This window comes from Hymenobacter fodinae, from assembly GCF_004745825.1.
Taxonomy (GTDB): Bacteria; Bacteroidota; Bacteroidia; order Cytophagales; family Hymenobacteraceae; genus Hymenobacter; species Hymenobacter fodinae.
Map to the genome: position 1 here is coordinate 24,201 of NZ_SRLA01000003.1, position 22,970 is coordinate 47,170.

At 53.1% G+C, this 22,970-nt stretch carries 23 protein-coding genes and 2 tRNA genes; 15 read left to right on the top strand and 10 right to left on the bottom strand.

What is annotated here, in order from left to right:
- Positions 1-43 precede the first annotated feature (43 nt).
- The 4 genes from EU556_RS14095 (at position 44) to groL (ending at position 4,235) form a co-directional block, all read left to right on the top strand.
- The gene (locus EU556_RS14095; protein ID WP_135434797.1) at positions 44-1,534 is read left to right on the top strand and encodes a hypothetical protein; all 1,491 of its coding nucleotides are present in this window, start codon (positions 44-46) and stop codon (positions 1,532-1,534) included.
- Positions 1,535-1,948, top strand: a complete 414-nt coding sequence (secG, locus tag EU556_RS14100; protein WP_135434798.1) for a preprotein translocase subunit SecG — start codon at positions 1,535-1,537, stop codon at positions 1,946-1,948.
- Between the two features lie 307 nt (positions 1,949-2,255).
- On the top strand, positions 2,256-2,546 hold the full coding sequence (gene groES / locus EU556_RS14105; RefSeq protein ID WP_045687497.1) for a co-chaperone GroES: 291 nt from the start codon (positions 2,256-2,258) through the stop codon (positions 2,544-2,546).
- Positions 2,547-2,588: 42 nt separating this feature from the next.
- Positions 2,589-4,235, top strand: a complete 1,647-nt coding sequence (gene groL, locus EU556_RS14110) for a chaperonin GroEL (protein ID WP_135434799.1) — start codon at positions 2,589-2,591, stop codon at positions 4,233-4,235.
- Positions 4,236-4,632: 397 nt separating this feature from the next.
- On the opposite strand, the gene EU556_RS14115 is transcribed toward groL, so the two are convergent.
- Positions 4,633-6,054, bottom strand: a complete 1,422-nt coding sequence (locus tag EU556_RS14115; RefSeq protein WP_135434800.1) for a peptide MFS transporter — start codon at positions 6,052-6,054, stop codon at positions 4,633-4,635.
- Between the two features lie 390 nt (positions 6,055-6,444).
- On the opposite strand from EU556_RS14115, the gene EU556_RS14120 reads away from it, so the two are divergent.
- Together EU556_RS14120 and EU556_RS14125 are read left to right on the top strand one after the other, a co-directional pair.
- Positions 6,445-7,230, top strand: a complete 786-nt coding sequence (locus EU556_RS14120; RefSeq protein WP_135434801.1) for a S1/P1 nuclease — start codon at positions 6,445-6,447, stop codon at positions 7,228-7,230.
- Positions 7,231-7,529: 299 nt separating this feature from the next.
- Positions 7,530-7,745 (top strand): hypothetical protein, encoded by a 216-nt coding sequence (locus EU556_RS14125; RefSeq protein ID WP_135434802.1) that lies wholly within the window; start codon positions 7,530-7,532, stop codon positions 7,743-7,745.
- A gap of 134 nt (positions 7,746-7,879) precedes the next feature.
- Here the strand turns inward: EU556_RS14125 and EU556_RS14130 are convergent, their stop codons facing one another.
- Positions 7,880-8,923, bottom strand: a complete 1,044-nt coding sequence (locus tag EU556_RS14130) for an SDR family oxidoreductase (protein ID WP_135434803.1) — start codon at positions 8,921-8,923, stop codon at positions 7,880-7,882.
- A 255-nt stretch (positions 8,924-9,178) separates the two neighbouring features.
- On the opposite strand from EU556_RS14130, the gene EU556_RS14135 reads away from it, so the two are divergent.
- Complete coding sequence (locus EU556_RS14135; RefSeq protein ID WP_135434804.1) at positions 9,179-9,916, top strand: 16S rRNA (uracil(1498)-N(3))-methyltransferase; 738 nt, start codon at positions 9,179-9,181, stop codon at positions 9,914-9,916.
- Here EU556_RS14135 and EU556_RS14140 read toward each other — a convergent pair.
- Positions 9,901-10,599, bottom strand: a complete 699-nt coding sequence (locus EU556_RS14140) for a hypothetical protein (protein ID WP_135434805.1) — start codon at positions 10,597-10,599, stop codon at positions 9,901-9,903. The genes EU556_RS14135 and EU556_RS14140 overlap by 16 nt on opposite strands.
- A gap of 141 nt (positions 10,600-10,740) precedes the next feature.
- On the opposite strand from EU556_RS14140, the gene EU556_RS14145 reads away from it, so the two are divergent.
- Complete coding sequence (locus tag EU556_RS14145) at positions 10,741-11,406, top strand: DUF4159 domain-containing protein (RefSeq protein WP_135434806.1); 666 nt, start codon at positions 10,741-10,743, stop codon at positions 11,404-11,406.
- 125 nt (positions 11,407-11,531) lie between these two features.
- Here the strand turns inward: EU556_RS14145 and EU556_RS14150 are convergent, their stop codons facing one another.
- The 5 genes from EU556_RS14150 to EU556_RS14170 all read right to left on the bottom strand — a co-directional run bounded on the left by EU556_RS14150 (position 11,532) and on the right by EU556_RS14170 (position 15,721).
- On the bottom strand, positions 11,532-12,101 hold the full coding sequence (locus EU556_RS14150) for a hypothetical protein (RefSeq protein WP_135434807.1): 570 nt from the start codon (positions 12,099-12,101) through the stop codon (positions 11,532-11,534).
- A 111-nt stretch (positions 12,102-12,212) separates the two neighbouring features.
- On the bottom strand, positions 12,213-12,785 hold the full coding sequence (locus tag EU556_RS14155; RefSeq protein ID WP_135434808.1) for a 1-acyl-sn-glycerol-3-phosphate acyltransferase: 573 nt from the start codon (positions 12,783-12,785) through the stop codon (positions 12,213-12,215).
- 86 nt (positions 12,786-12,871) lie between these two features.
- A complete protein-coding gene (locus EU556_RS14160; protein ID WP_135434809.1) occupies positions 12,872-13,645 on the bottom strand; it encodes a patatin-like phospholipase family protein in 774 nt (257 codons plus the stop codon).
- A gap of 161 nt (positions 13,646-13,806) precedes the next feature.
- Positions 13,807-14,655, bottom strand: coding sequence for an MBL fold metallo-hydrolase (locus EU556_RS14165; protein ID WP_135434810.1), 849 nt, complete (start codon positions 14,653-14,655; stop codon positions 13,807-13,809).
- Between the two features lie 118 nt (positions 14,656-14,773).
- Complete coding sequence (locus tag EU556_RS14170; RefSeq protein ID WP_135434811.1) at positions 14,774-15,721, bottom strand: acetyl-CoA carboxylase carboxyltransferase subunit alpha; 948 nt, start codon at positions 15,719-15,721, stop codon at positions 14,774-14,776.
- Between the two features lie 250 nt (positions 15,722-15,971).
- Here EU556_RS14170 and EU556_RS14175 point away from each other — a divergent pair.
- The 7 genes from EU556_RS14175 to EU556_RS14205 all read left to right on the top strand — a co-directional run bounded on the left by EU556_RS14175 (position 15,972) and on the right by EU556_RS14205 (position 20,915).
- A tRNA-Asp gene (locus tag EU556_RS14175) sits at positions 15,972-16,045 on the top strand.
- A gap of 503 nt (positions 16,046-16,548) precedes the next feature.
- Positions 16,549-16,622: transfer RNA gene (locus tag EU556_RS14180), tRNA-Asp, on the top strand.
- A gap of 201 nt (positions 16,623-16,823) precedes the next feature.
- Positions 16,824-17,213, top strand: coding sequence for a hypothetical protein (locus EU556_RS14185; RefSeq protein ID WP_135434812.1), 390 nt, complete (start codon positions 16,824-16,826; stop codon positions 17,211-17,213).
- Positions 17,214-17,464: 251 nt separating this feature from the next.
- On the top strand, positions 17,465-17,719 hold the full coding sequence (locus EU556_RS14190; protein WP_135434813.1) for a hypothetical protein: 255 nt from the start codon (positions 17,465-17,467) through the stop codon (positions 17,717-17,719).
- An 18-nt stretch (positions 17,720-17,737) separates the two neighbouring features.
- Entirely contained in the window at positions 17,738-18,706 is a 969-nt protein-coding gene (locus EU556_RS14195; protein WP_135434814.1) for a hypothetical protein, read from the top strand.
- Between the two features lie 21 nt (positions 18,707-18,727).
- The gene (locus EU556_RS14200) at positions 18,728-19,405 is read left to right on the top strand and encodes a response regulator transcription factor (RefSeq protein ID WP_135434815.1); all 678 of its coding nucleotides are present in this window, start codon (positions 18,728-18,730) and stop codon (positions 19,403-19,405) included.
- A 145-nt stretch (positions 19,406-19,550) separates the two neighbouring features.
- Positions 19,551-20,915 (top strand): sensor histidine kinase, encoded by a 1,365-nt coding sequence (locus EU556_RS14205; protein WP_135434816.1) that lies wholly within the window; start codon positions 19,551-19,553, stop codon positions 20,913-20,915.
- Here EU556_RS14205 and EU556_RS14210 read toward each other — a convergent pair.
- Both EU556_RS14210 and EU556_RS14215 read right to left on the bottom strand, forming a co-directional pair.
- Positions 20,877-21,854, bottom strand: coding sequence for an ADP-ribosylglycohydrolase family protein (locus EU556_RS14210; RefSeq protein WP_135434817.1), 978 nt, complete (start codon positions 21,852-21,854; stop codon positions 20,877-20,879). The genes EU556_RS14205 and EU556_RS14210 overlap by 39 nt on opposite strands.
- A gap of 59 nt (positions 21,855-21,913) precedes the next feature.
- On the bottom strand, positions 21,914-22,594 hold the full coding sequence (locus tag EU556_RS14215) for an HAD family hydrolase (protein WP_135434818.1): 681 nt from the start codon (positions 22,592-22,594) through the stop codon (positions 21,914-21,916).
- Positions 22,595-22,970 lie beyond the last annotated feature (376 nt).

Sequence of the window (22,970 nt, forward strand, 5' to 3'; positions counted from 1 at the left end):
CCGCACTGGCCTAGCCGTTTACCACATCAGCTCATCTATTCCTATGACCCGCGCGTCGCTTTTACAGATACTGGACCACGTGAGCGAGATTTCGGACGCCGAAATCCGGGAGCTGGAACAGTTGGCGGCCGCCTTCCCCTACTGTCAGACGGCACACATCCTGCTAGCTAAAGCTGCTCACGATCGAGGCAGCATGTTGGCTAGCCAGCGCCTGCGCCGCGCCGCTACCTACGCTACCAATCGAGAGTTACTGCGCCAACTGCTAGAACAGCCCGCACCGGCCGCTCAGAGCGTTACAACAGCGCTACCCGAATCTGTTGCTTTTGCTACCACCCCGACCGTTCCGGCAGAAACAATCGAAGAAAGTCAACCTAGCGAAACGGGTGCTCAGGAGCCAACCGCAGAATTGCTGGATGTTTCGGACTCAGTAAGCACGCTTCTTTCAAAGGAAGAAGCTGCCCAGAATCTTGCTGATGAGACTGACTCGCAGGCTACACCAGAAGAGGATTTTACGGCTCAGGAAGAGAGTATTGCGGCATTACTTCCCGATAATCCTGCGCTTCACGAAGTAGTATCACCGGAAGCATCACCAGTAGCATCTACCGTATTAGATAGCTCGGCTGAGGATTCGCTGCACTTGACTGAGGCAGAAAAAGCGCCGGTTTTGCTCAATACGCCAGCTATTCCTGTAGCACATGAGGAATTTGAGGTACCGCAAGAAAACCTCACTACTGCCACTGATATACCTCAACTGCTACAGGCAGAAAGTTCTGCGGAACCACTTGTGGCCGATGAAGGTGTGCAGACAAACTATATACAGCCTACTCCCGAGGCTGATGCTGCAGAACTTCCTGCCTCTACCGGTCTAGTAGAAACGGAAGCAAGAGACCAGACGCTGGTTGAGGATTTGCTTCCACCGATGGCTCCTCCCATCCGTCCCCCGGCTAATGCGGGCATTTCACGGTTCGAGTTTGACTTGGTGGAGCCTGCTTTGCCTACTCCTTCAGCTTATCAGTTACCTGGCTTAGAAGATGAGGCCGAAGAGGAGAACTTCCCCTTGCCTACCCTTTCCAAACCCGCCCCGCCGGCTTTTCATGCCGACGAAGACCTGGGCTACGCGCTAGGAGCTGGCAGTCGACTGGGATATGACCTGCAGCCCCGCGACGGATACACGCTAGATCTACCCCTGGATTCGTTCTTCGAGCCCGACGCCTTGCTACTCGCCCATATTGCAGCCAGTCGCCCGAAACCTACCAAGTCGTCTATTGATTTAATCAACCGCTTCCTGAAAACACAGCCCCGCATCAAGACGCCGGCCACTGATAGTGCCCCGGCCGATGAGCAAGCTGATTTGTCGGTGCGGAGCACCCAGGCTGCCCCGGCCATAGCGTCGGAAAGCCTCGCCAAAATCATGGTTAAGCAGGGCAAAATCGACAAAGCCATTGAAATATATGAGCGGTTGATGCAGCGCCAGCCAGAAAAAAAGGCGTACTTTGCCGATCAAATTCAACACCTGAAACAACCTTCAGCTTAGATGTACATCACCCTTGTTGTTCTGATTCTTTTTGTTTGCTTGTTGCTAGGCCTAGTAGTACTGGCCCAGAACCCCAAAGGCGGCGGGATTTCCAGCCAGTTTGGCGCGGGTGGTGCCGCACAGCTGATGGGCGTTAAGCGTACCGGCGACTTGCTGGAGCGCCTGACCTGGGGGTTGGCCATTGCCCTGATCGTGCTGAGCCTGGGTACTCACGTAGTTGGTGGCGCTGGTACGGGCCCCGTACGTAGCGTAAACCAGCAGAAAGCACTCGAAACTCGTATTCCGGCTACTCCTGCTCCCGTAGGCCCCGGTGCTCCTGGCACTACAGTTCCGGGCGCAACTGCTCCTAGCGCGGCTCCAGCCACTGCTCCTGCTGCCCCTGGACAACAGCCCGCCTCTACGCCGGCTCAATAGCTTTCTGTAAGCTTACAGTATTCTTTATTGTAGTGGCTCCTAACTGGGAGCCACTATTTTTTTGTCATCTTCCAACCCTGCAGCTTGCTCGGCGTAAAGCGAGCCGACACCCGAGTTCTAGCTTCCAAGCGGCATTTTGTCGGCGAATTGTGCAGTATGACACGTCTGGCAGTCTTTGGTAGGAAATCCTGACGGAAAAGTTCCCACTTAGCATCCATTATGTCAGGTTTTGCAGGGCTGGCACAGGAAGTGTAGCACGGTCGTCACCCTCTTACTACAAGTAAACCTTTCAACCAAAACGTACAATATGTCGCTTAGCATCAAACCGCTGGCTGACCGCGTAATCATCGCGCCGGCCGCCGCCGAGGAAAAAACCAAATCGGGCATCATCATCCCCGACACGGCTAAGGAAAAACCCCAGCGTGGCGAAGTAGTAGCCGTAGGTGAAGGCAAAGTGGCCGACAACGGTACCACCATCAAGCCGCAGGTGAAAGCCGGCGACCAGGTGCTGTATGGTAAGTATGCTGGTACCGAGATTACCGTGGACGGCCAAGACTACCTCATCATGAAGGAGTCGGACATCTTCGCCGTTCTGTAAGCTACTTCCACCCCTCTCTGATCAAATTCATCCGAAATTAAGATGGCTAAAAACATCCAATTCGATACCGACGGCCGCGACAAACTGAAGCGCGGTGTAGATAAACTGGCTAACGCTGTGAAGGTAACCTTGGGCCCTAAAGGCCGCAACGTGGTTATCGACAAGAAATTTGGCGCTCCTTCTATCACCAAAGACGGTGTGACGGTAGCCAAAGAAATTGAGCTGGCTGACCCAATCGAAAACATGGGCGCTCAGCTTGTGAAGGAAGTTGCTTCTAAGACGGCTGACCAAGCTGGTGACGGCACCACCACGGCTACTGTTCTAGCCCAGGCCATCTACACGGCTGGCTCGAAGAACGTAGCTGCCGGTGCTAACCCCATGGACCTGAAGCGTGGCATCGACAAGGCGGTACAAGCCGTTGTTGCTAACCTGAAGGCACAGTCGAAGAAGATTGAAAACTCTTCGGAAATTGCCCAGGTAGGTGCTATTTCGGCCAACAACGACATGGAAATCGGCAAAATGATTGCTGATGCCATGGATAAAGTAGGTAAGGAAGGCGTTATCACTGTAGAAGAAGCTCGCGGCACCGAAACCGAAGTAAAAACGGTAGAAGGCATGCAGTTCGACCGTGGCTACCTCTCTCCCTACTTCGTGACGAATCCGGAGAAAATGGAGGCGGAGTTTGACAACCCCTTCATCCTGATCTACGACAAAAAAGTGAGCACCATGAAGGAGCTGCTGCCCGTACTGGAGCAGGTAGTTCAGACTGGCAAGCCCCTGGTTATCATTTCGGAAGACGTTGACGGCGAAGCTCTTGCTACCCTGGTAGTAAATAAACTGCGTGGCTCACTGAAGATTGCTGCCGTTAAAGCTCCTGGCTTCGGCGACCGTCGCAAGGCTATGCTGGAAGACATTGCTTCCCTCACCGGCGGCACTGTTATCTCGGAAGAGCGCGGCTACAAGCTCGACAGCGCTACTATCGAGTATCTCGGTCAGGCTGAGAAAGTTATCATTGACAAGGACAACACGACCATTGTGAATGGTAAAGGTGACAAGGACGGTATCACCGCCCGCGTTAACCAGATCAAAGCCCAGATCGAAACCACTACCTCTGACTACGACAAGGAGAAGCTGCAAGAGCGTCTCGCCAAGCTGTCGGGTGGTGTGGCAATCCTCTACATCGGTGCTTCAACCGAAGTAGAAATGAAAGAGAAGAAAGACCGCGTTGACGATGCCCTGCACGCTACCCGCGCCGCCGTTGAGGAAGGTGTGGTACCCGGCGGTGGTGTAGCCTTGGTGCGTGCTCTAGACGCTCTGGAAGCCGTTGACACACTTAACGGCGACGAGCGCACGGGTGTGAACATCATCCGTACTGCTATCGAGGCTCCCCTGCGTACCATCGTGGCTAACGCCGGTGGCGAAGGCTCGGTAGTAGTGCAGAAGGTTCGCGAAGGCAAAGCCGACTACGGTTACAACGCCCGCGAAGACCGCTACGAAAACCTGATGGCCGCTGGTATCCTCGACCCAACCAAAGTAACGCGTCTGGCGCTGGAGAATGCTGCTTCTATTGCTGGTCTGCTCCTGACTACCGAGTGCGTGATTTCGGATGAGCCCGAAGACGACAAAGGTGGCGCTGGTGCCGGTGCTGGTATGGGCGGCATGGGCGGTGGCATGGGCGGCATGATGTAAGATCAGCCGTCTGGCGCCTCACAGGCCTAGAACAAAAAAGCCCCGCTGGATTAGTCCAGCGGGGCTTTTTTGTTCTAGGCCTATTGAGACGTTCTTATGTGTCAACAAGTATTGTCCGGCCATGCTACGCCCTACCCCCCTATTACATACCTATTGGTAACTACCTATGAATTCAGATTGAGGAATGCACTTGGCTTTAGAATAGTGAATTACACCTCGCGCATGCAAGTAGTCCGGATTCGGTATAATCACGGGGGATAATTTATTGGCAATAGGTGGCGGTAGAAATGTGCGAATGCCGCTCCCTATTACTGGTTGCCCTGCAGCCTATTCGAGCCATACAAAAAGCGCCCAGCTGAGTAGCTCAACTGGGCGCTTTTTACTATTTGTTTATGACCTACCCGCGGCCGTGCATCATGTGGAACAACTTCTTGGCCAATAAGACCAGAATAAGACCCGCAAAAATGACGAACCCGGCAATCAAGCCAAATACTGTTAGGGCACCAAGCTCTTCTACGTATTTGGCAATGTAGCCACCGGCAATTTGAGCCACGAAGGGAGCTAAGAACCATACTCCCATAAGCATAGAAGTTAAGGCTGGCGGAGACAGACGCGAAACCATAGAGAGGCCTACCGGAGACAGACACAGCTCACCTACGGTGTGGAAAAAGTACGTTGCAATCAGCCACCAGATGCTGGCCTTGATGGTTTGATCGGCCACATCACCGCCGCGCTGCATCACTGCTCCCACCATAAATAGGAAGCCTACGCCCAGCAGAATCATACCCAGACCCATTTTCACGGGTATGCTCAGGTCCTTTCCTTTACGACCCAGGCTTACCCACAGGGCTGCAACGGGTGCTCCGAGAAGCACAATGAAACCTGCGTTTACGGACTGGAACCAGGAAGTAGGAATAAGGAATCCACCTACGCTCCGATCAATAAACTTATCGGTATACAGCGTGAGCGAAGAGCCAGCCTGCTCAAACCCAGCCCAGAAAAACACCACGAAGAGCGTAATGATGAAGATAACGGCCATGCGGTCTGTCTCTTCCTTGGTAAGGGGCTCTTTTACGGCCTTTTTAGTTGAATCGGCGGTTTGTCCTTCGGGGTATAGGCCTACGTCTCCTAGGTATTTTCTTCCCAACAGATTGAAAGCTAACTGCCCAATGAGCATTCCGATACCAGCAGCCATGAAGCCATAACGGAACCCGTAGCTGAGGATAGCACCGCTAGCGTCTTTGGTAGCAAACAGGTTTTCAGCCAAGAAACCACACACCAGTGGGGCAATAAATGCGCCGGTGTTGATACCCATGTAGAATATCGTGAAGGCAGCATCGCGCAAGGGGTCACCTTGCTGGTACAGCTTACCTACGATCGTGGAGATATTAGGCTTGAAGAAACCATTACCTAAGATGAGCAACAACAGCCCGACCAGGGTAGGCCAAGGCATGCCAAATACTGCACCTTGGGTGGAAAGCGAAGGCTGCATAAACAGAAAAAACTGCCCAAGCGCCATGGTAAGACCTCCAATCAAGATAGCCCGGCGCTGACCGATGTATTTATCAGCTATCCAGCCGCCAATAATGGGGGTAAAGTAAACGAAGCCAGTGAAGTAGCCATAAATAAGCGTGGCGCTGGCTTCAGGAATGCCTAGGCCACCCTCAAGGGCTGTTTTTGTTAAGTAAAGCACCAGCAAGCCCCGCATACCGTAGTAGCTGAACCGCTCCCACATCTCGGTAAAAAATAACAGGTAGAGTCCGGGCGGGTGGCTTTGCCGCATGGTAGGCTGCTCCTGTACAGCAGTGGTAGTTTGCATGAAAGGGAAATAAGAGTGATTGGGGATGAGAAAACCAGCGGCTGCAACCACATGGTGGGTTGGTAAAGCTACAAAAGTTTCGCTAGCCTGTAATATCGGCCGTATTGGACCTTAGGAATCAAAAAACCATGCCATTGTCTTCGCTAGGCCTGTCCTGCGCTCAAGAGCCGAAAACAATTTGAGTTGCTGAAGCAACTTTTACATCTGCTTCACCTCTTTGCGTGGTTCCGGCCCAGCGGCTGAACAGTAGTTTGTTGCTTGCTCAACTCAGCCAAAGCAAACGCCGATCCTTCTGCTAGGCCACTGCTCAGCCGGCGTGACGTCAACTTCCCAGCTTCTGATACTTTCTAACCCGCTACTTTTGCGGCCTTCACTCCTCTTCTTCTTTATATGCGTAAGCGTCTTCTTCCGCTGTTCCTGTTGCTTCTTTCGCCGCTAACCCTGTGGGCCTGGGGCGTAGATGGCCACCGGGCCGTGGGCAAAATTGCCGAACAACATCTCTCTCGTAAGGCTTGCCAGCAGGTGCAGCGCTTGCTGGGCACCGAAACCCTCACCATGGTGAGCACTTGGCCCGACGAAATCCGCTTCTACCCCGAGTTTAAGGAAACCGGCCCCTGGCACTACGTGAACACGCCCTCTGGCCTCGCCCACGACCAGTACGTGCAGCAGCTCAAGGGTCAGACCTCGCCCAATGCCTATAATATCCTGGAAGCCAAATTGAAAGAGCTGAAAGACCCTTCTAAGTCGCAGGCGGAGAAGGTAGCGGCGCTCAAATTCGTAGTGCACATCGTGGGCGACGTACACCAGCCTCTGCACGCCGGCCACGCCGAAGACAAGGGCGGCAATGATATTAAAGTGCAATACCGTGGCAAGGAAACCAACCTGCACAGCCTCTGGGACAGTGGCCTAATCGATTATCAAGGCCTCACCTACACGGAAATGGCCACGCAGTACGACCAGCATCTGCACAAGAAAGAAATTAAGGCTCTGCAGAAATCGGCCCCAGAGCAATGGCTGTGGGAGTCATACCAAGCCTGTGAGCGCCTGTACAAAGAAACTCCTACGGGCTCCGACCTCAACTACATGTACTATCCGCAGCACGCTGAGCTCATGCGCCAGCGCATTGTAGAGGCCGGAGTGCGTTTGGCTGGGGTGCTTAATGAAACTTTTAAATAAGGTATGCGTGCGCTGAGGCGCACCACGATCAGGTAGCAACAAAAAAGCTCGGGCAATGTGCCCGAGCTTTTTTGTTGTCAAGACTTCTTATTACGCTCAGCTTATTACTAAACCTATAGCGAATTAACTCTTAGTCCTATTGGTGTCAAGGGGGCTTTATCCGTATTACTACTGCCTTGCATGACCTATCCTTTTCGAGTAAGGGAAACTACGGATAAAGCAATAGAACATTCCGTTGATCTTTTTGCAAACCAACCTGTTAAGCTTGCAATGCCCATTTTAGTCTCCGAGATTTGGGTATGAAACTCTTACTTCTCATGTGGATCAGTCAGTATCCTACCCTGATAAATACGGAGCAGGGCGACCAACAAATGGCAACGGCAGCCCTAGAGTTCACCCAAGACATCAATCGGACGCTAGTGCCGTATGAGCGTAGCCTGTTGGAGAGAGTAGCGCGCCGGGAAATAACGCTAGGCCACCTGCTGGCGTATTTGCGAGAGTACGAGGAAGCTTAACCTGTTACATATAGTTTTAATTATATACAAAGCCCCGGCCTGTGCATCAGGCCGGGGCTTTGTAAGTTATGGCAGTCATGGATAGACTGGCAGGTCAGTAGTTAAAGGACGCTGACTACTACCATATTCGCTTATTACTCCTGCCGTACGTGTCCATTACCAGACTTAGAGCTTTTGTTGGTGAGCCAAGCAGCCAAGGCAACTCCAGCGCCGGCCAATAGGGCAGTGCGTAGTGCAGGGCTGCCTGTAGTTACGGCCTGCGTATAGAAACTGGTTTCGCGGGTATGGCCCGGGTAATTGCCACGCTCTTCAAGGTTGCCAATGGCATGGTCGAGGCCATTGTCGCTCAGAGGGCCGGGAGCATAATCGGCTTTCTCCTGTTTAGAGAAGGATTTTTCCATAAACTTATCGAGCAGGGCCGGCGTCCAGTTTTCCATACCGATAAAGGCGCGGCCGCCACCACCAATTACCACGGAGCGCTCCGGCGTTTCGCAGCAGTGCAGAATACCACGCGCTACGGTTTCGGGCGCATAAGCGGGTGGCGCGTGCTTGGCCTCACGCTCCATGTAGTTCTTCGCGTGCAACGGATACGGCGTGTCAATAGCAGCGGGCTGAATGAGCGTTACTGAAATGGGCGCACCGTCCATTTCCAACTCCATCCGCAGGCCGTCGGTAAATCCTTTCACGGCGTGCTTGCTGGCTGAGTAAATGGTTTGTAGGATGGCCGTTACGTCTGACAGGATACTGCCAAGGTTAATGATGGCCCCACCCTTTGACTTAAGATGCTTGGCTGCTTCCAGCGACCCATAAATCAGGCCCCATAAGTTTGTATCGAAGAGCTTGCGCATATCTTCGATGGGGATGTCCTCGATCTTGCCGTAGATAGACACCCCGGCATTGTTGATCCAGGTATCAAAACCGCCAAACTGTTGCTGGGCCTTACGAGCAATGGCCTGCACATCATCCTGGTTGCTTACATCGGCCACCACGTACACGGCTTCTCCACCACTTTGCGTAATTTCCTCGGTTAGCTGCCGCAGGGCATTTTCGCTGCGTGAGGCCAGCACCAGCTTTGCCCCTTTCTTAGCAGCCATCCGGGCCGTGACTAGGCCTATACCGGATGAGGCTCCTGTAATGACAATGGTTTGGTTCTTGAGTCTTTTTAGTTTGACTTTCATAGTCGTTGGAGTCAGGTAGTTAATGAGATAAATCAGATACAGGTAGTGGCCTAGCAACCCAAAACAGTTTGTACAGCTAGGCCACTACCCGGAGTGTAGTACGACAGAACTCCACAACGGACTGGCAAAAGGCAAGATTTTACATGTATTATCCAAGAGTATGCTGCATTATCTACTCTCAAACTGCTACTCTCTCACGTAGCTTCCAACCTCATCTTAATAAGCTCACTCCCCAATTCAGCGTAGCTTTGCCTTATGCCCCATACGTTTTACGCCCCCGATCTTACTACGCCCGTTTACACGCTCCCCGAAGACGAAAGCAAGCACGCCGTGCGCGTATTGCGCCTAACGGCTGGGGATGCAGTAGAATTGGTAGACGGTCGCGGTGGGGTGTATGAGGCCACCGTGGAAACGGCCGATGCCAAGCGCTGCCGACTGCGTGTGGTGCAAGAACACCAAGTACCCCGCCGACCCTACACCGTGCACCTAGCCGTAGCGCCCACCAAAAACCTCGACCGCATGGAATGGCTAGTGGAGAAGGCCACGGAAATAGGCGTTGAGCGGTTTTCTTTTTTGCGTAGCGCGCGCTCAGAGCGGCGGGAGCTGAAGCTGGAGCGCCTCGAGAAAATTGCCGTGAGTGCTCTCAAGCAATCGGGGCAAGCCTGGCTACCAGAATTCAGCGAGCTAACCGACTTTGCTAAGTTCCTCCCGACCATAGCTGGGGAGGCGGCCTTTATTGCGCATCTGGAAGAGGGCGACCGGACCCCCCTTTCTCAAGTAGCGGCCACCGGTAGTACCTGCTGCATTCTCATTGGCCCCGAGGGCGACTTTACCCCGCAGGAAATTGAGGCCGCCTTTGCCCAAGGCATCCGCCCCGTAACGCTAGGCTCATCCCGCCTTCGCACCGAAACGGCAGCACTCGCGGCCGTACATACGGTGCATGTAGCGTGGGAATTAGCTACTGCCGTACTACCAGCTCAGGACAAGAAGTAACGGATTTCGGCCTCTCCGCCTAACTCCCGAAAGCTGAAAACAACGCTGGTAATACGCATCAATAATTGCATGATACGCTCGACATCCTCGGCGGTGGCCAGGGGCTCAAACGCCATCAGCTTATCCTGTTGATCGTAGTAGCCGAAGCCCATATTACATAGCTGCCGTAAGTGCCCCTTGCGGATAGTCATTGCCTCGCGGTGGCGAACAAGTTCTGGGAGAGTGACAATAGCCGTTCGTCGTACGCGCCGAACGGACAGGCCTAACCGGACTGACGTACTTAGGATTAACCTAAACCCCGCAATTTGTCCAGTTAGCACCATGTTCATCGTTTCTCCGAGAACTGAGGTTTCAGGAGCCGGAGCAGCCGAAGCCGCCTGGAGCTTCTGCCACCGCTGTTCGTAGTGCATTAGGGTCTCCGAATGATACTCGGTCTGCGTTGGGGTAGTGGTCCTCTTATTCTTAAGGTAACGAATCGAGCGTTCTAGCTGGTCCAGCTCGTCAGCGTGCTTGTTCTGCAGCGTCCGTAGGCTTCGCAGTTGTTCGGCCACCAGGTATTGTCCTTTCTGAATGCGAGCGGCAAGCCGATAATCCTGTTCCTGCATTGCTTCCCGCAGCTGTTTCGACAAGGTGCGTTGTTCACGCAGATAGTACTTTTGTAGTAGAATAAGCCTATCGTCCATATATTGAAGTAGGGATAAGTACGTTGAAAAGTACTCTTAATTCCAGGCAAGCCAACGAATTTCTTATTTCGCCTTGTCGTTACATCTTATCCCGTGGCTAGCGCCTATCTCTTTTCCTCAGTGCTGCCCTCTACTGCTCCTATGCTTCGCTTTCTCTCCTTCCTGCTCCTGCTAACGTTACCGCTGCTGGCCGCTGCGCCGGCTGCCCCAAGCTTTCATATTGCGAAGCTGCATTACGGCGGAGGTGGCGACTGGTACGCCAACAAAACCTCACTACCGAACTTGATTAAGTTCTGCAATCAAGCCCTGAAAACGAATATTGCCCCCGAGGAAGCCACCGTAGAGCTTGATTCGCCGGAGCTACTTACTTATCCTTTCGTGCACATGACCGGTCATGGCAACGTGTTGTTTACGGAGGCAGAAGCCCGCAACCTACGCCGCTACCTGATTGGCGGTGGCTTCCTGCACATCGACGATAACTACGGGCTGGATAAGTTTATCCGCCCCGAAATGAAGAAGGTCTTTCCGGAACTGGAGTTTGTGGAGCTGCCCTTCTCGCACCCGGTATACCACCAGAAGTTTGCTTTTCCGAGAGGCCTACCGAAAGTGCACGAGCACGACGGCAAGCGCCCCCAGGGTTTTGGCCTGCTTTACAAGGGCCGCCTTGTGTGTTTTTACACCTATGAGTGTGACCTGGGTAACGGCTGGGAAGACTTGGGCACGTACCCCGAAGACACGCCCGCTACGCACGAAGCGGCGCTAAAAATGGGTGCCAACCTAGTGGCCTACGCCCTTACTCAGGACTAACTACTTCGGTGTTGAGAGGAATATTTCTGAGCAAAAAGGTCCGACCACTAAGTGGCCGGACCTTTTTTAGTTCTTAAGCACCACGCGTCCAAAACAGCTTGCCTAGCAGCCAATCAAATTAATGGCTAGAACTTCGGCTTTAAAATTTCGCTCAGAATAAAAGCATTGCGCAAGTCAGCTGGGTTGCGCAGGAGATCGTTCAACTTGTGTCCCTGCTCCTGACGCCGGTTTTCTGAACCAAGAGCCGCTTGGCGCTGCCAGTAGTCGGTTGGGTCAGCAGGACGTGCCGCAGCACGAGGCAAGGTGGAGGCACGACGGGCTTCGTGCGCGGGTGCCTCCAGACTGCGGTACACCACTGCTTTCTCTAGACTGCGGGCCGGCATATCCGTCTTTTCCTGACTGTACGGGGTTGGCGCCACTTCGCGGGGCAGTGGCCTACCAGCCTGCGTTGTTGGCTCAGGGTTGCGGGCAGTAGCCTTTTCCGCTTGGTTTTGCGCCTGCATTTGCTTCAACAGCGCTTCAAACGAAGTGGCCGGCAACGGCGTAACTGGCCGGGGTTTTCCAGTGCTATCGGGCTTGGAAAAGCGCCGTTCTTGTTTCTCACGTTGCGTGGTGGCCCTAGCTTTCTGTATCATGCGCCAGATAAACAACGCTAGGCCTATCAGAATCCAGGCAAGGGTCTGCAGCTTTTCCATAGCATCCAGGGTGTAATAAGGTGAGCCGTGAAAGCGAGAAAGTATTGGTTTGTGGAAGGCCAATTCCAGCGACACATCTCACATACTTATTGCTTCTACCTTCGGTCTTTCCTAACGTACGCCTTTTTCAGGGAATCGGCCCTGTTTAGTGCGGTAGAAGGCTTTGATCTCCTCCAAGTCCTTCTCATAGTCGCCGGTAGGCCAGAAGGCCGGACCTACGCCCGCTTCTTTGTTTTTATAGTCGAGGTAGCCGAGCAGAATGGGCACGCCAGCTCCTACGGCTGCATGGTAAAACCCCTTTCGCCATTTAGGTTGATAAGAGCGGGTGCCTTCGGGGGTTATGAGAATTACCAGCTCATCGCGCTCCTTGAAGAGCTGGATCATGCCATCTACCAAGCTGTTGTTTTTGCTGCGGTCAACCGAAAGCCCGCCCAACGAACGGACCAGCGCCCCTAGCACCGGGATAGTGGTCCACTCCTTCTTGATGGTTAGCTTCACATCCACATCCATGAGGAAAAAGGCTGCCCGGGCAAACATAAAGTCCCAATTGCTGGTGTGAGGAGCCGCAATCATCATGCTTTTCTTGATGTTGGGGGGTACTTGCGAGCCCAGGTGCCAGCCCGTAATCCAGAACCAGAATTTGGAGAAGAGATACCAGAAGGTAGAGGTTTTGCGTGCAGCCATGAAGATGTAAAGCGGTAGCCTATTAGTTAGGCCTACTGAATGTCAAAGCTAGAGAAATGTGCGATAAGGCCCGCTATTGCGGCATCCTAAGCATTTCGCAGGAGCGCCTCCAAGTCGGCGGCCCGGCTCAATGTGTACTGGTAGCCAATCTCGAATAGCTCCGCGGCCCGGCGGTAGCTCATGGTCCGGAAGCGGCGCAGCTCGGGTGGCTCCAGCAGCAGGTCGCAGTGTTGCTTGCTGAGCACCGTATTGCTACCAATGGCTAAATTAAGGGTACGCTCTATCACGCCCCGCAAGTTGTTGAATTGCGCTTCGGGATTGGGCGGGTTGCAGTGCACGCCCACAATGCGTAGGCCAGGGTGCTCGTGTTCCAGCAATGCTTCTACGGGTAAGTTATTAAGCAAGCCCCCATCCACCAGCTGGCGTCCCTGAAATTCCACCGGCTTGTAGAGAATAGGCACGGCCGAGGAAGCCAGCAGCGGCGGCACCAGCGGACCACTGGAAAACCGCACAGACACGCCTTCCACTAAATCCGTTGATACCAGCGTGAGCGGCAGGCGCAACTGCTCAAACGTGCAGTTTACCCCCAAGTGCTGCTCAAACAACGTCCCGACGGCGTCAATTTTGAATAGGCCGTATCTACTCAGGGCGATGCGCGTCAGGCGCATAATATTTACGGCCTGAAACATGCGCAGAATCTCACGGGGCGGCACCCCGGCGGCGTAGAAAGTTGCCGCAATTGCCCCAGAAGATACTCCGGCCAGCCGCCCGACCGGTAGGCCTAGCTCATCAATGGCCGCGAGGATGCCGAGGTGCGCAATGCCCCGGGCCCCGCCCCCCGAAAGTGCTAGGCCTAGCATAAGTTGAAGCTGAAAAAGGAAACTATTAGCATAGCGTTTTGATACGGGGTCAGTTGCTGATGTGCAACGTGATATCCGGCAACGCCAGTACGGGGCTAGGCCAGTACTGTTTGCCTGGCGTCGGCAAAATGCACCACATCAACTCAATACACTGCTCCTTTCTACAGGTCAGCTAGGCGGGAGGACTCGGCTACCCGCACCCCCTTTTCGGTGTGCTGCACCGTTATACATTCCGTGGTGGGGTCGTGCTCCAGCACTAGCACCCAGTTTTCATCGGCAGCCCGGTGTAGCACCCGCTCCTTTTCGTCCATAGTCACCAAAGGGCGCATGTCGTAGCTCATCACGTAGGGCAATGGTACGTGGCCAGCACTAGGTAATAAATCAGCCATGAAGGCCACAGTCCGGCCTTTGTACTCTAGCACGGGCACCATCATTTTTTCAGTGTGTCCATCGGCAAAAATGATTTCCCGAAACATAGGCAACGCATCAGGCACTCCGGAGGCAGCATCCACAAAGCGTAGGTGGCCACTCTCCTGAATTGGCAATATGTTTTCTTTCAGGAAGCTGGCTTTCTCACGCGGATTAGGCGTTACGGCCCAGTCCCAGTGGTTCTGGTTGCTCCAATAGGTGGCATTCTCAAAGGCCACCTGCAACTTGCCATCAGGCGTGCGCACCACGGAGCCCCCGCAGTGGTCGAAGTGCAAATGTGTTAGGAATACATCCGTAATATCCGACGAAGTAAACCCTAGCTTCCGCAACGACTTCTCCAGCGTATCATCGCCGTGCAGGTAGAAATGCCCCCGAAACTTCTGGTCCTGCTTGTCGCCAATACCATTATCCACCAACACCAGCCGGCCACCGTCCTCAATCAGCAAGCAGCGCATTGCCCAGGTGCACATGTTGTTTTCGTCGGCGGGGTTGAGCTTCTGCCACATGCTTTTGGGCACCACGCCAAACATAGCGCCGCCATCAAGCTTGAATAAACCGGTATCGAGGGTGTGAAGGGTCATAGGGGTGGGATGACAGGTGGAAAGGAGGCTGTAAAGGAATAAAAAAAGCACGTCATGCTTCAACGCTGAAACACGACGTGCTAGTAAGATGACAGGGGAAAGCACTAGGCCTAGTGGCCTACTCCAGCACTACACCCATGTTGGAGAACTTATCAATGCGCTGACTGATTCGCTCCTCGTGAGGCAGCGCCTCTAACTCATCCAGGGTTTTGATGATGGTCTTTTTCAAGGTTTTCAGCATAGCCTCCGGATCGGTATGGGCACCGCCCAAGGGCTCTTTCACGATGCCATCAATCAGGCCTGCCTTCAGCATATCTGTAGCGGTTGGCTTCATGGCCTCAGCAGCCTGTTCCTTATAGTCCCATGAGCGCCATAGAATAGTAGAGCAGTTTTCTGGGGAAATAACCGAATACCACGTATTTTCTAGCATAAGTACCCGGTCGCCGATGCCGATGCCTAAGGCTCCTCCCGAAGCACCTTCGCCAATAATGATGCAGATTACGGGCACCTTCAGCAAGAACATTTCCTTCAGGTTACGCGCAATAGCTTCGCCTTGCCCACGCTCCTCTGCTTCTAGGCCTGGGAAGGCCCCGGGTGTATCAATTAGCGTTACGATGGGCTTACCAAACTTTTCGGCCAGCTTCATCAGGCGCAGGGCTTTGCGGTAGCCCTCGGGGTTGGGCATCCCGAAGCGGCGGAGTTGACGCTGCTTGGTATTACGACCCTTTTGTTGCCCAATGAACATCACAGAACGACCATCCAATTCAGCAAAGCCGCCCACCATGGCCTTATCATCGGCTACGGTACGGTCGCCGTGGAGTTCGATGAACTTCTCAGTCATCCCTTCAATGTAGTCGAGGGTATAAGGGCGGTCGGGGTGGCGCGAGAGTTGGACGCGCTGCCAACGGGTCAGGTTAGCGTAGGTTTCCTTTTTTAAGGTTTTGATTTTGTTTTCGAGAGCCGCTACGGCTTCTGAAACATCTACCTGGCTATCGAGGGCCAGTTGCTGCATTTCACGGAGCTTGCCTTCGAGAGCGGCAATAGGTTGTTCAAAATCGAGGAGCATTGCCACGGCAGAGTGCGTATTGGTTGCGGGGTGAGAGAAGAGAGCAAAGGTAAGTGAAGCCGTGCACTCCGCACACGCCCTGCTACTCCCGATTTTTTCAAAAATTTTTCTCTCTGATAAACAGGCTAAAACAAATTAGGTCCCTTCTTTTTTTCATCTTTTTTAGGCCACCTGTTGCACAGTCGAAACTGGCCCTCTACTTTTGCATCACAATAACGGAAAGCACACGGCTTTCGAGTTAGTGTTACCTGGTTCGGTAGTTCAGTTGGTTAGAATGCCGCCCTGTCACGGCGGAGGTCGCGGGTTCGAGTCCCGTCCGGACCGCATAGGCCCTTCAGATGTTTCTGAAGGGCCTTTTGCTTTTACCCCTCTCCCTATCTGGCCTAGTGGTGGCTCGCTTTCTGTAGTAGAGTGGTTACGTTGTCAGCATTTCCCATACCACGATGTACGACTTACCGCTGTACAAACCTCTGGGTCCTTTTCACGACCGATAGGGTACTCTCCTAGCAAGTAACCTGACTTGCTAGGAGAGTACCAAGATACAAAGGCCAAACGGTCAGTAATTAGGAAAGCTCCTGTTACTAACTTCTACGCTCCTGTTACTAACTTCTACATAGAATATGCCTTGATTTCACTTTGCGGCTGCTAATACTAGCATATACTGAAAAATATTTTTTATCTCTATCCGGTTTACTAACAGAGCAATAAGTCTAGAAATCGGCCTCTAAAGCTCACTAAGGCAGATTTTTGTTTGCACAGTCAAAATCGACCTTCTATATTTGCATCACAATAACGGAAAGCACACGGCTTTCGAGTTAGTGTTACCTGGTTCGGTAGTTCAGTTGGTTAGAATGCCGCCCTGTCACGGCGGAGGTCGCGGGTTCGAGTCCCGTCCGGACCGCATAGGCCCTTCAGATGTTTCTGAAGGGCCTTTTGCTTTTACCCCTCTCCCCATCTGGCCTAGCACTTGCCCTAAACTTATCCTAATCAGCTTTTTATCTTGATAGCCCAGTTGTGGCCGGAGTGCTTTTCTTGCCTGTCATGTTCACATCATGTTGGAAATATAGGTTTGGTAACATCTCACTGTTTCTGAACTCCCCTCATGAAAAAGGCACTGCTTTTTACCGCCTCTCTCTTATTGGCCCTGGGCGCCCTCGCCCAAGAACCTACTGCCCCTAATGGAAAGCACCCTGCTGGAGAAACCGCAAAAGCGCGCAAACACAAAATCAAAGATCAAGGCGAAGCTGATAAAGCAACCCCTGACACTCATGGTCAGCAAGTGCAGGCATTAGCTCACTCTACTCCCCTTACGGGCGCTGACAAAGGCGCGGCTATCAGTACTTTCGCTAGTAATGGCCATTCTGCTGCCCATGGAGAACGTCAGATTGGTAGCGCCCGCGGCAACCGGAACCATGGCCGCAGTCGCGGTGCTGACTGCGTCCATCAGGGCGGTGGGCATCAGCAGGTGAGCAGCCACCGCAACGGGCACTAATTTTTTCCTAGCTTAAAAAGTCGGCCGCGTTTTTGAAGAGATTCAGAGACGTGGCCGACTTTGTGTATGAATAACCACCATTTTTGCACATTGAACTATTATTGGGCCGACACGCTTCCTGCATTCTCGTCCCTTTCTCCATGAAGCATACTTTGTATTACTTGTCCTTCCTGCTTTTAGCGCTACTTGGCACAGCCAATGCAGAGCCTGCTTCAGTAGGTGACAGTACGTATATGCTACCGTTCGTGGGAATGACACAGAACGAGCAGGGAGATAAAACCTCTCCTCCAGCCCAGGCTCGGGAGCAAACTTCGTCTCAGCCACCCGTAAAAGCCGTGCCCATGACGGAGCGCAAGAGCAAACCGCAGCGTGTGGAAACTGGCGGGGCTCGCGGTCCGCGCGAAATGCGTGGTGCTCGTGGGGCGCGCGGCCCAGAAGCAGGGCGTGGGGCGCAAGGAGGCGGCCGAGGTATGGGCCGGGGCTCAGGTCGAGGCCATGGCAACTAATATCTCCTTTACTACAGTATGCTACTATCGCAGGGGAACCGCTGCCTACTAGGGTTTGTGCTCGTTATTGGTGTTTTTAGCGGCCGGCTGGCTGTAGGCCAGGATGTAGGAAGCGGAGAGCCAACGGGCAGCCCTACGGACAGCACCTCGAGTCGGGGGGCTTTTACGGCATCGCTTAGTTACGGCAGCAACTCCTCATTTTTTGGTCGCACGCAAACTACCCGCTACCCCTACTTAGCCGGCGACCTTATTTACAAAACAAAAGCAGGAATCTGGGGCTCCGTTACCAGCTACAACCTGTTTAACACGACTACTTTCATTGATGAAACCGATTTGGCGGCCGGATGGGACTTCGACCTGTCAAAGTCAGTAGATGCCTCAGTAAGCTATTCGCACTTCTTGTTTGCACCCAATAGCCCATTAGTCAAATCAAGCGTGAATAACTCGCTTGATGGCTACATAGGCCTAGACTGGAAGTATATCTATACCCGGCTGAATGCAGCCTATCTGTTTGGTACCAGCCAAGATGCCTTCGTCATTCTTGATAACTCCCGGTACTTCGGATTTGACAACGTGCTTACGGCGAAAGGCTACCTGTCCGTAGAGCCGCGCCTGAGTGCCACGGCAGGTACGCAGCACTTTGTAGTAACCAGTTTAGAGCAGCAGCTCAAGCGTAACGGTAACAACAACGGCAAAGGAGGCGGAAATGGCAACGGCAATGGCAACGGCAATGGCAACAATGGTAATGGAAATGGCAACGGAGGTGGAAATGGAGGCGGCAATTCGGGCACTACTACCGTCACTACCTATACCACTGGTACGCGCTTTAAAATTTTAAACTACGAGTTGCGCGTGCCCATTACATACTCGCTCGGAATTGTATCTTGGCAAGTAGCCTGGCGCTACACTGTACCTGTAAACCTGCTGCCTGAGGATATTTCCGGGGCTCGGTCTTACTTCACTACTACCTTATCACTAAACCTCTAGCCCGCCGGTCCCCACCCTCCTATGACGGTTTTAATAGTTGAAGACGAGCGCACTCTAGCCCGAGAATTGGGTATTTTTCTTCATCAGCAAAATTTCACGTGCACTGTGGCTCGCTCAGCCCGCGAAGCCCGTGAACAGTTAGCCGATACCCCATTCGACTTTGTGTTGCTTGACTTAGGCCTGCCCGATGGTGACGGACTGCAGTTGCTGGCCGAAGCTAAACAGAATGAGATAACAGCCGCCTTCATTATTCTTACCGCTCGGGGGGCGGTTGAAGACCGCATCGGCGGGCTTGAGCTTGGTGCCGACGACTACTTAGCTAAACCTTTCTCTTTGCCAGAGCTACTGGCTCGCATGCACGCCATTACAAGGCGGCGCTTTGGGCTGCACAAGCCCCTAGTGAACTGCGGCCTATTTCATCTAGACCTGCAAAGTCGGCGGGTATTGTTTGAGGGCGAAGAGGTAGGCCTCTCGGTAAAAGAGTTTGATGTGCTGAGCTACCTGGTGTTGCACAAAAACCGGGTACTAACGCGCCTGCAGCTAACGGAGCATATTTGGGGTAACCTGCCCGCTTCAGGCTTCGATTCCAACTACATCGATGCCCACATCAAAAATTTACGCAAGAAACTAAGCCAGTACAGTGAGGTGGAATGGCTTGAAACCGTCCGTGGTGTAGGTTACCGGGTGCGGCAAGCCTAAGACTATTGGCAAAGTGGCCTAGTCCACGCCGCTCGCGTTATCGTACATAGTAGCACTCCGCAACCAGAGCGCTATCTTGCCAAATCAGTTATGCACCTGGTCACGGCTGTCCGTGCCGATGTTCATCCCCTGATTTCTTGCGCACTTGAAGCTCACGACAAAATTTTCCCTCTTCAATGCCCTGTCACGGGGGGCTATTCTGCTGTTGCTGGTTGGTGTGCTGCCGCTAGCAATGAGCCGCTTAGCCCTGCTAACTACTGATCAGCGGCTGGCGCAAAAGAAGGAAAAGGTGCTGAACCTGATTCGCCGCAACGGCATCTCGGCCTTCATAGAGGGCGGGCAATCATCGTACGGTAGCTACAACCTACTCAAAGAGGAGTTTATCTCGCTGGAAACCATTCCACCCGGCCCGAAAATAGACGTCATCGAAGATTCTAAGCGGGCAGTGGAAGATGAGATTGTTGAGTACCGCGTACTGAGCTACTCTTTTAATCAAGATGGGAAGTATTATTTGCTGGAGATTGGGCGCAGTACGGGCAGTATTGGAGAAACCGAGCGCAATTTTCGCAATTACGCCTTCTATATTCTTCTGATTGCTATTGCGTTAACTACGCTGGCCGACTTAGCCTTCTTCCGGTATCTACTTGAGCCATTTTACACTATAATTCGGCAGCGCCTGAAAAATGCGCATCATCCGGCGGCGTTCAATTTTGCTCCTATCCCTACAAATACCGACGATTTTCGCTACCTCGACGAGAGCCTGCGCGAAATGATGACAACTATTCAGGCCTCTTTCACCAAAGAGCGCAAGTTCATTGCCGATGCCTCGCACGAGTTGCTTACGCCCTTGGCCGCGCTGCAGTATCGGTTCGATAATATGCTCACCGACGAGAGTCTTTCCAACGAAAACCTGCTGCGCGTGGTGGAGTCGCAGCGTACCGTGCATCGGCTGCGTACCATCATCAAGTCGCTGCTGATGATTTCGAAAATCGAGAACGACCAGTTTGTCCGGACGGAAACTGTATCGCTGAGCCAGCTGGTATCGGAAGTGAGCGAAGAACTGCAAGACCGGTTGACGGTTCAGGATTTGACGTTAACGCACGAGCTGAAGCCGGATTTTGAGGTGGTGAACTGCAACCGCGGCCTGCTGTTCACCTTACTGTTTAATCTGATAAACAACGCCATCAAGTACAACCGGGAGGGCGGTTTGGTGTACGTGCTAGGGCGCCCGGCTCTTACTACTGGCTATGAGCTTGAAATTCGTGACACTGGCCTAGGCATCAGCAAGGAGCAGTTGCCGCGCCTGTTTCAGCGCTTCGATAAGGGCAGCGCCGCCGACTCCGACAGCTACGGTCTAGGCCTGTCCATCGTCCGGACAATTGCTGATCTGCACGGCATCAAGATTGAAGTAAATTCCATTGAAGGGCTAGGTACCTCCTTCGTGCTGAATTTTCCGAGCGCCGACGCTACCTCACAGCACACCGGGCCCCAGCGCCATTCGTTGAGCTAAGTTTTCAATATCAGCTCGTCGGGCCAAAACCGTTAGCCACTCTGCGGGTATGGCACTTTCGCCATAATAGAGGCCCGCTAGGCCACCCGTTACGGCGCCGGTCGTGTCGGTGTCATCGCCTAAATTAACGGCTGCCAGCACAGTTTCATGGAAAGTACCATAGCGCAGCAAACACCAGAGCGCCGCTTCTAATGTGTGCAGTACGTAGCCACCGCTGCTGATGGCCGTAGCGGGCAGATCGGGTAGCCGGCCACTAAGAATGCGCTCGAAGTGGTCGGCTTCGCGAGCCGAAATATTGAGTTGGTATAGTTGGGCCGGTAGTTCAGAGCACAGCATGGCGTAGGCCTCTGCCGGCGTATGCCCCGCGCGCAGATGCCGGACCATTTCCAAGTACACAAAGCAGGCCACCGCGGCGCGAATGTGCCCGTGCGTCGGGGACGATACCTCAACAATACGCTGGAACCGGCTCTCTACGGAGTCATGCACCTGATAAAAAGCCAGCGGGAGAATCCGCATCAAGGAGCCATTGCCGTTACTGTATTCATCGGTGCCGCCGGCAAGCCGGGGCGAAATTCCTGATTTCAGGCGGCGAATAGCTTCAGCAGTAGTGATGCCTACGTCAAAAACATGGCCGTGGGGCGTCCAGTAGCCGTGCTCGTACCAGTTAATAAAGCGTTGGCTCAAGTCATTGATGTCGTAACCCTTGCACAGGTTTTCCGCCAAGCAGAACGTAAGGGAGGCATCATCAGACCAGGTTCCGGTGGGCTGGTTATGCGTACCGTAGGCCAGCATATGCACCACTGGTTGTTGCCGACGGGCCGCGCGGCTCTGAAATTCAACGGGCACGCCCAGCGCATCACCCACTGCCAAGCCTAGCAGCGCGGCTCTAAGTTGTTGCTCCACAGGTGTGGAGCTGTGCAATGCTATGGGCTGGGTCATATCAATAGAATACTGTTGATGAGGATGGGTTAATACAAGCTAGTGGCACTTATCAACTGCTAATTGGCTAACAAAGGCAGCACTTCCCGCAGACTCTGAACCACATAGGTAGGGTTTTGAGCCAGGCAATCGGCTTCCTGACCGAAACCATAACTAGCCCAGCACGAAGCCACGCCGCAGTTGCGGGCAAACTTCAAATCAGTGGCTGTATCACCAATCATGAGAGTGCTAGACAGCTGATGCTCAGGAAAACGGGGCCGAATCAATTCCGTGAACAAATCAGGCGCCGGTTTCATGGGTAGCCGCTTACCACTAGCCGTACTACTGCCATCCCCCAGCACCAGCAACGCGTATTGCCGGAGTCCTAATCGGGCCAGAGAATCTTCCAGGATGGGTAAACCTTTGTTGCTGAGCACGACAATCTGCGCACCCTGATCGGTAGCAGCGGCCAGTACTTCTACTGCCCCCGGAAAGGGTTGTACCAAGGGTTCTGCTTCGGTAGCATACACGTGACGGTACACCGACAGCCAGTTATCGGGGAGGGCGGTGGGGCCTGCAGGATAAAAGTGACCTAAAGTTTGCGCCAACGGCAGCCCTTGGTGCACTATTCCTTCCAATACTTCGCTCATTGGCTCGGCTAGGCCTAGTTCTTGAAAAGTCCGGCGCAGGGCGTGCCCAATGGCTTGTCGGGTATTACAAAGGGTTCCGTCGTAATCAAACAGTAACAAAGAATAAGGCATACACTCAAGGCTCAATGAGAGCCCAAATTACGGGAGGATACCACTCTGTTTGCGCTTAACAGCTGAGCTACGTCAAAACATTTACCAGTCAGCTGGCTTAGCAAGGATTCATCCATACAGAAAGGTCTGCAAGAAAGTATCCAAATCGCATCAAGCTTAATAGGAGAAAATCAAGTAACAACCCTCTGTATATCAGCTACTGGTGAATATATATTACTAATAATAAAACTGTAAAGAGGAACTTTTTCTATAGCAACGGCGAACTTTTTTCCAATTGTCTCGGAATATGGCCAGACATTTGCCAAGCCTTCATCATCATTCGCAACTCCTCGCGCATTTCACTATTCATATTATGGCAAGAATTTTCCTTCTCCTC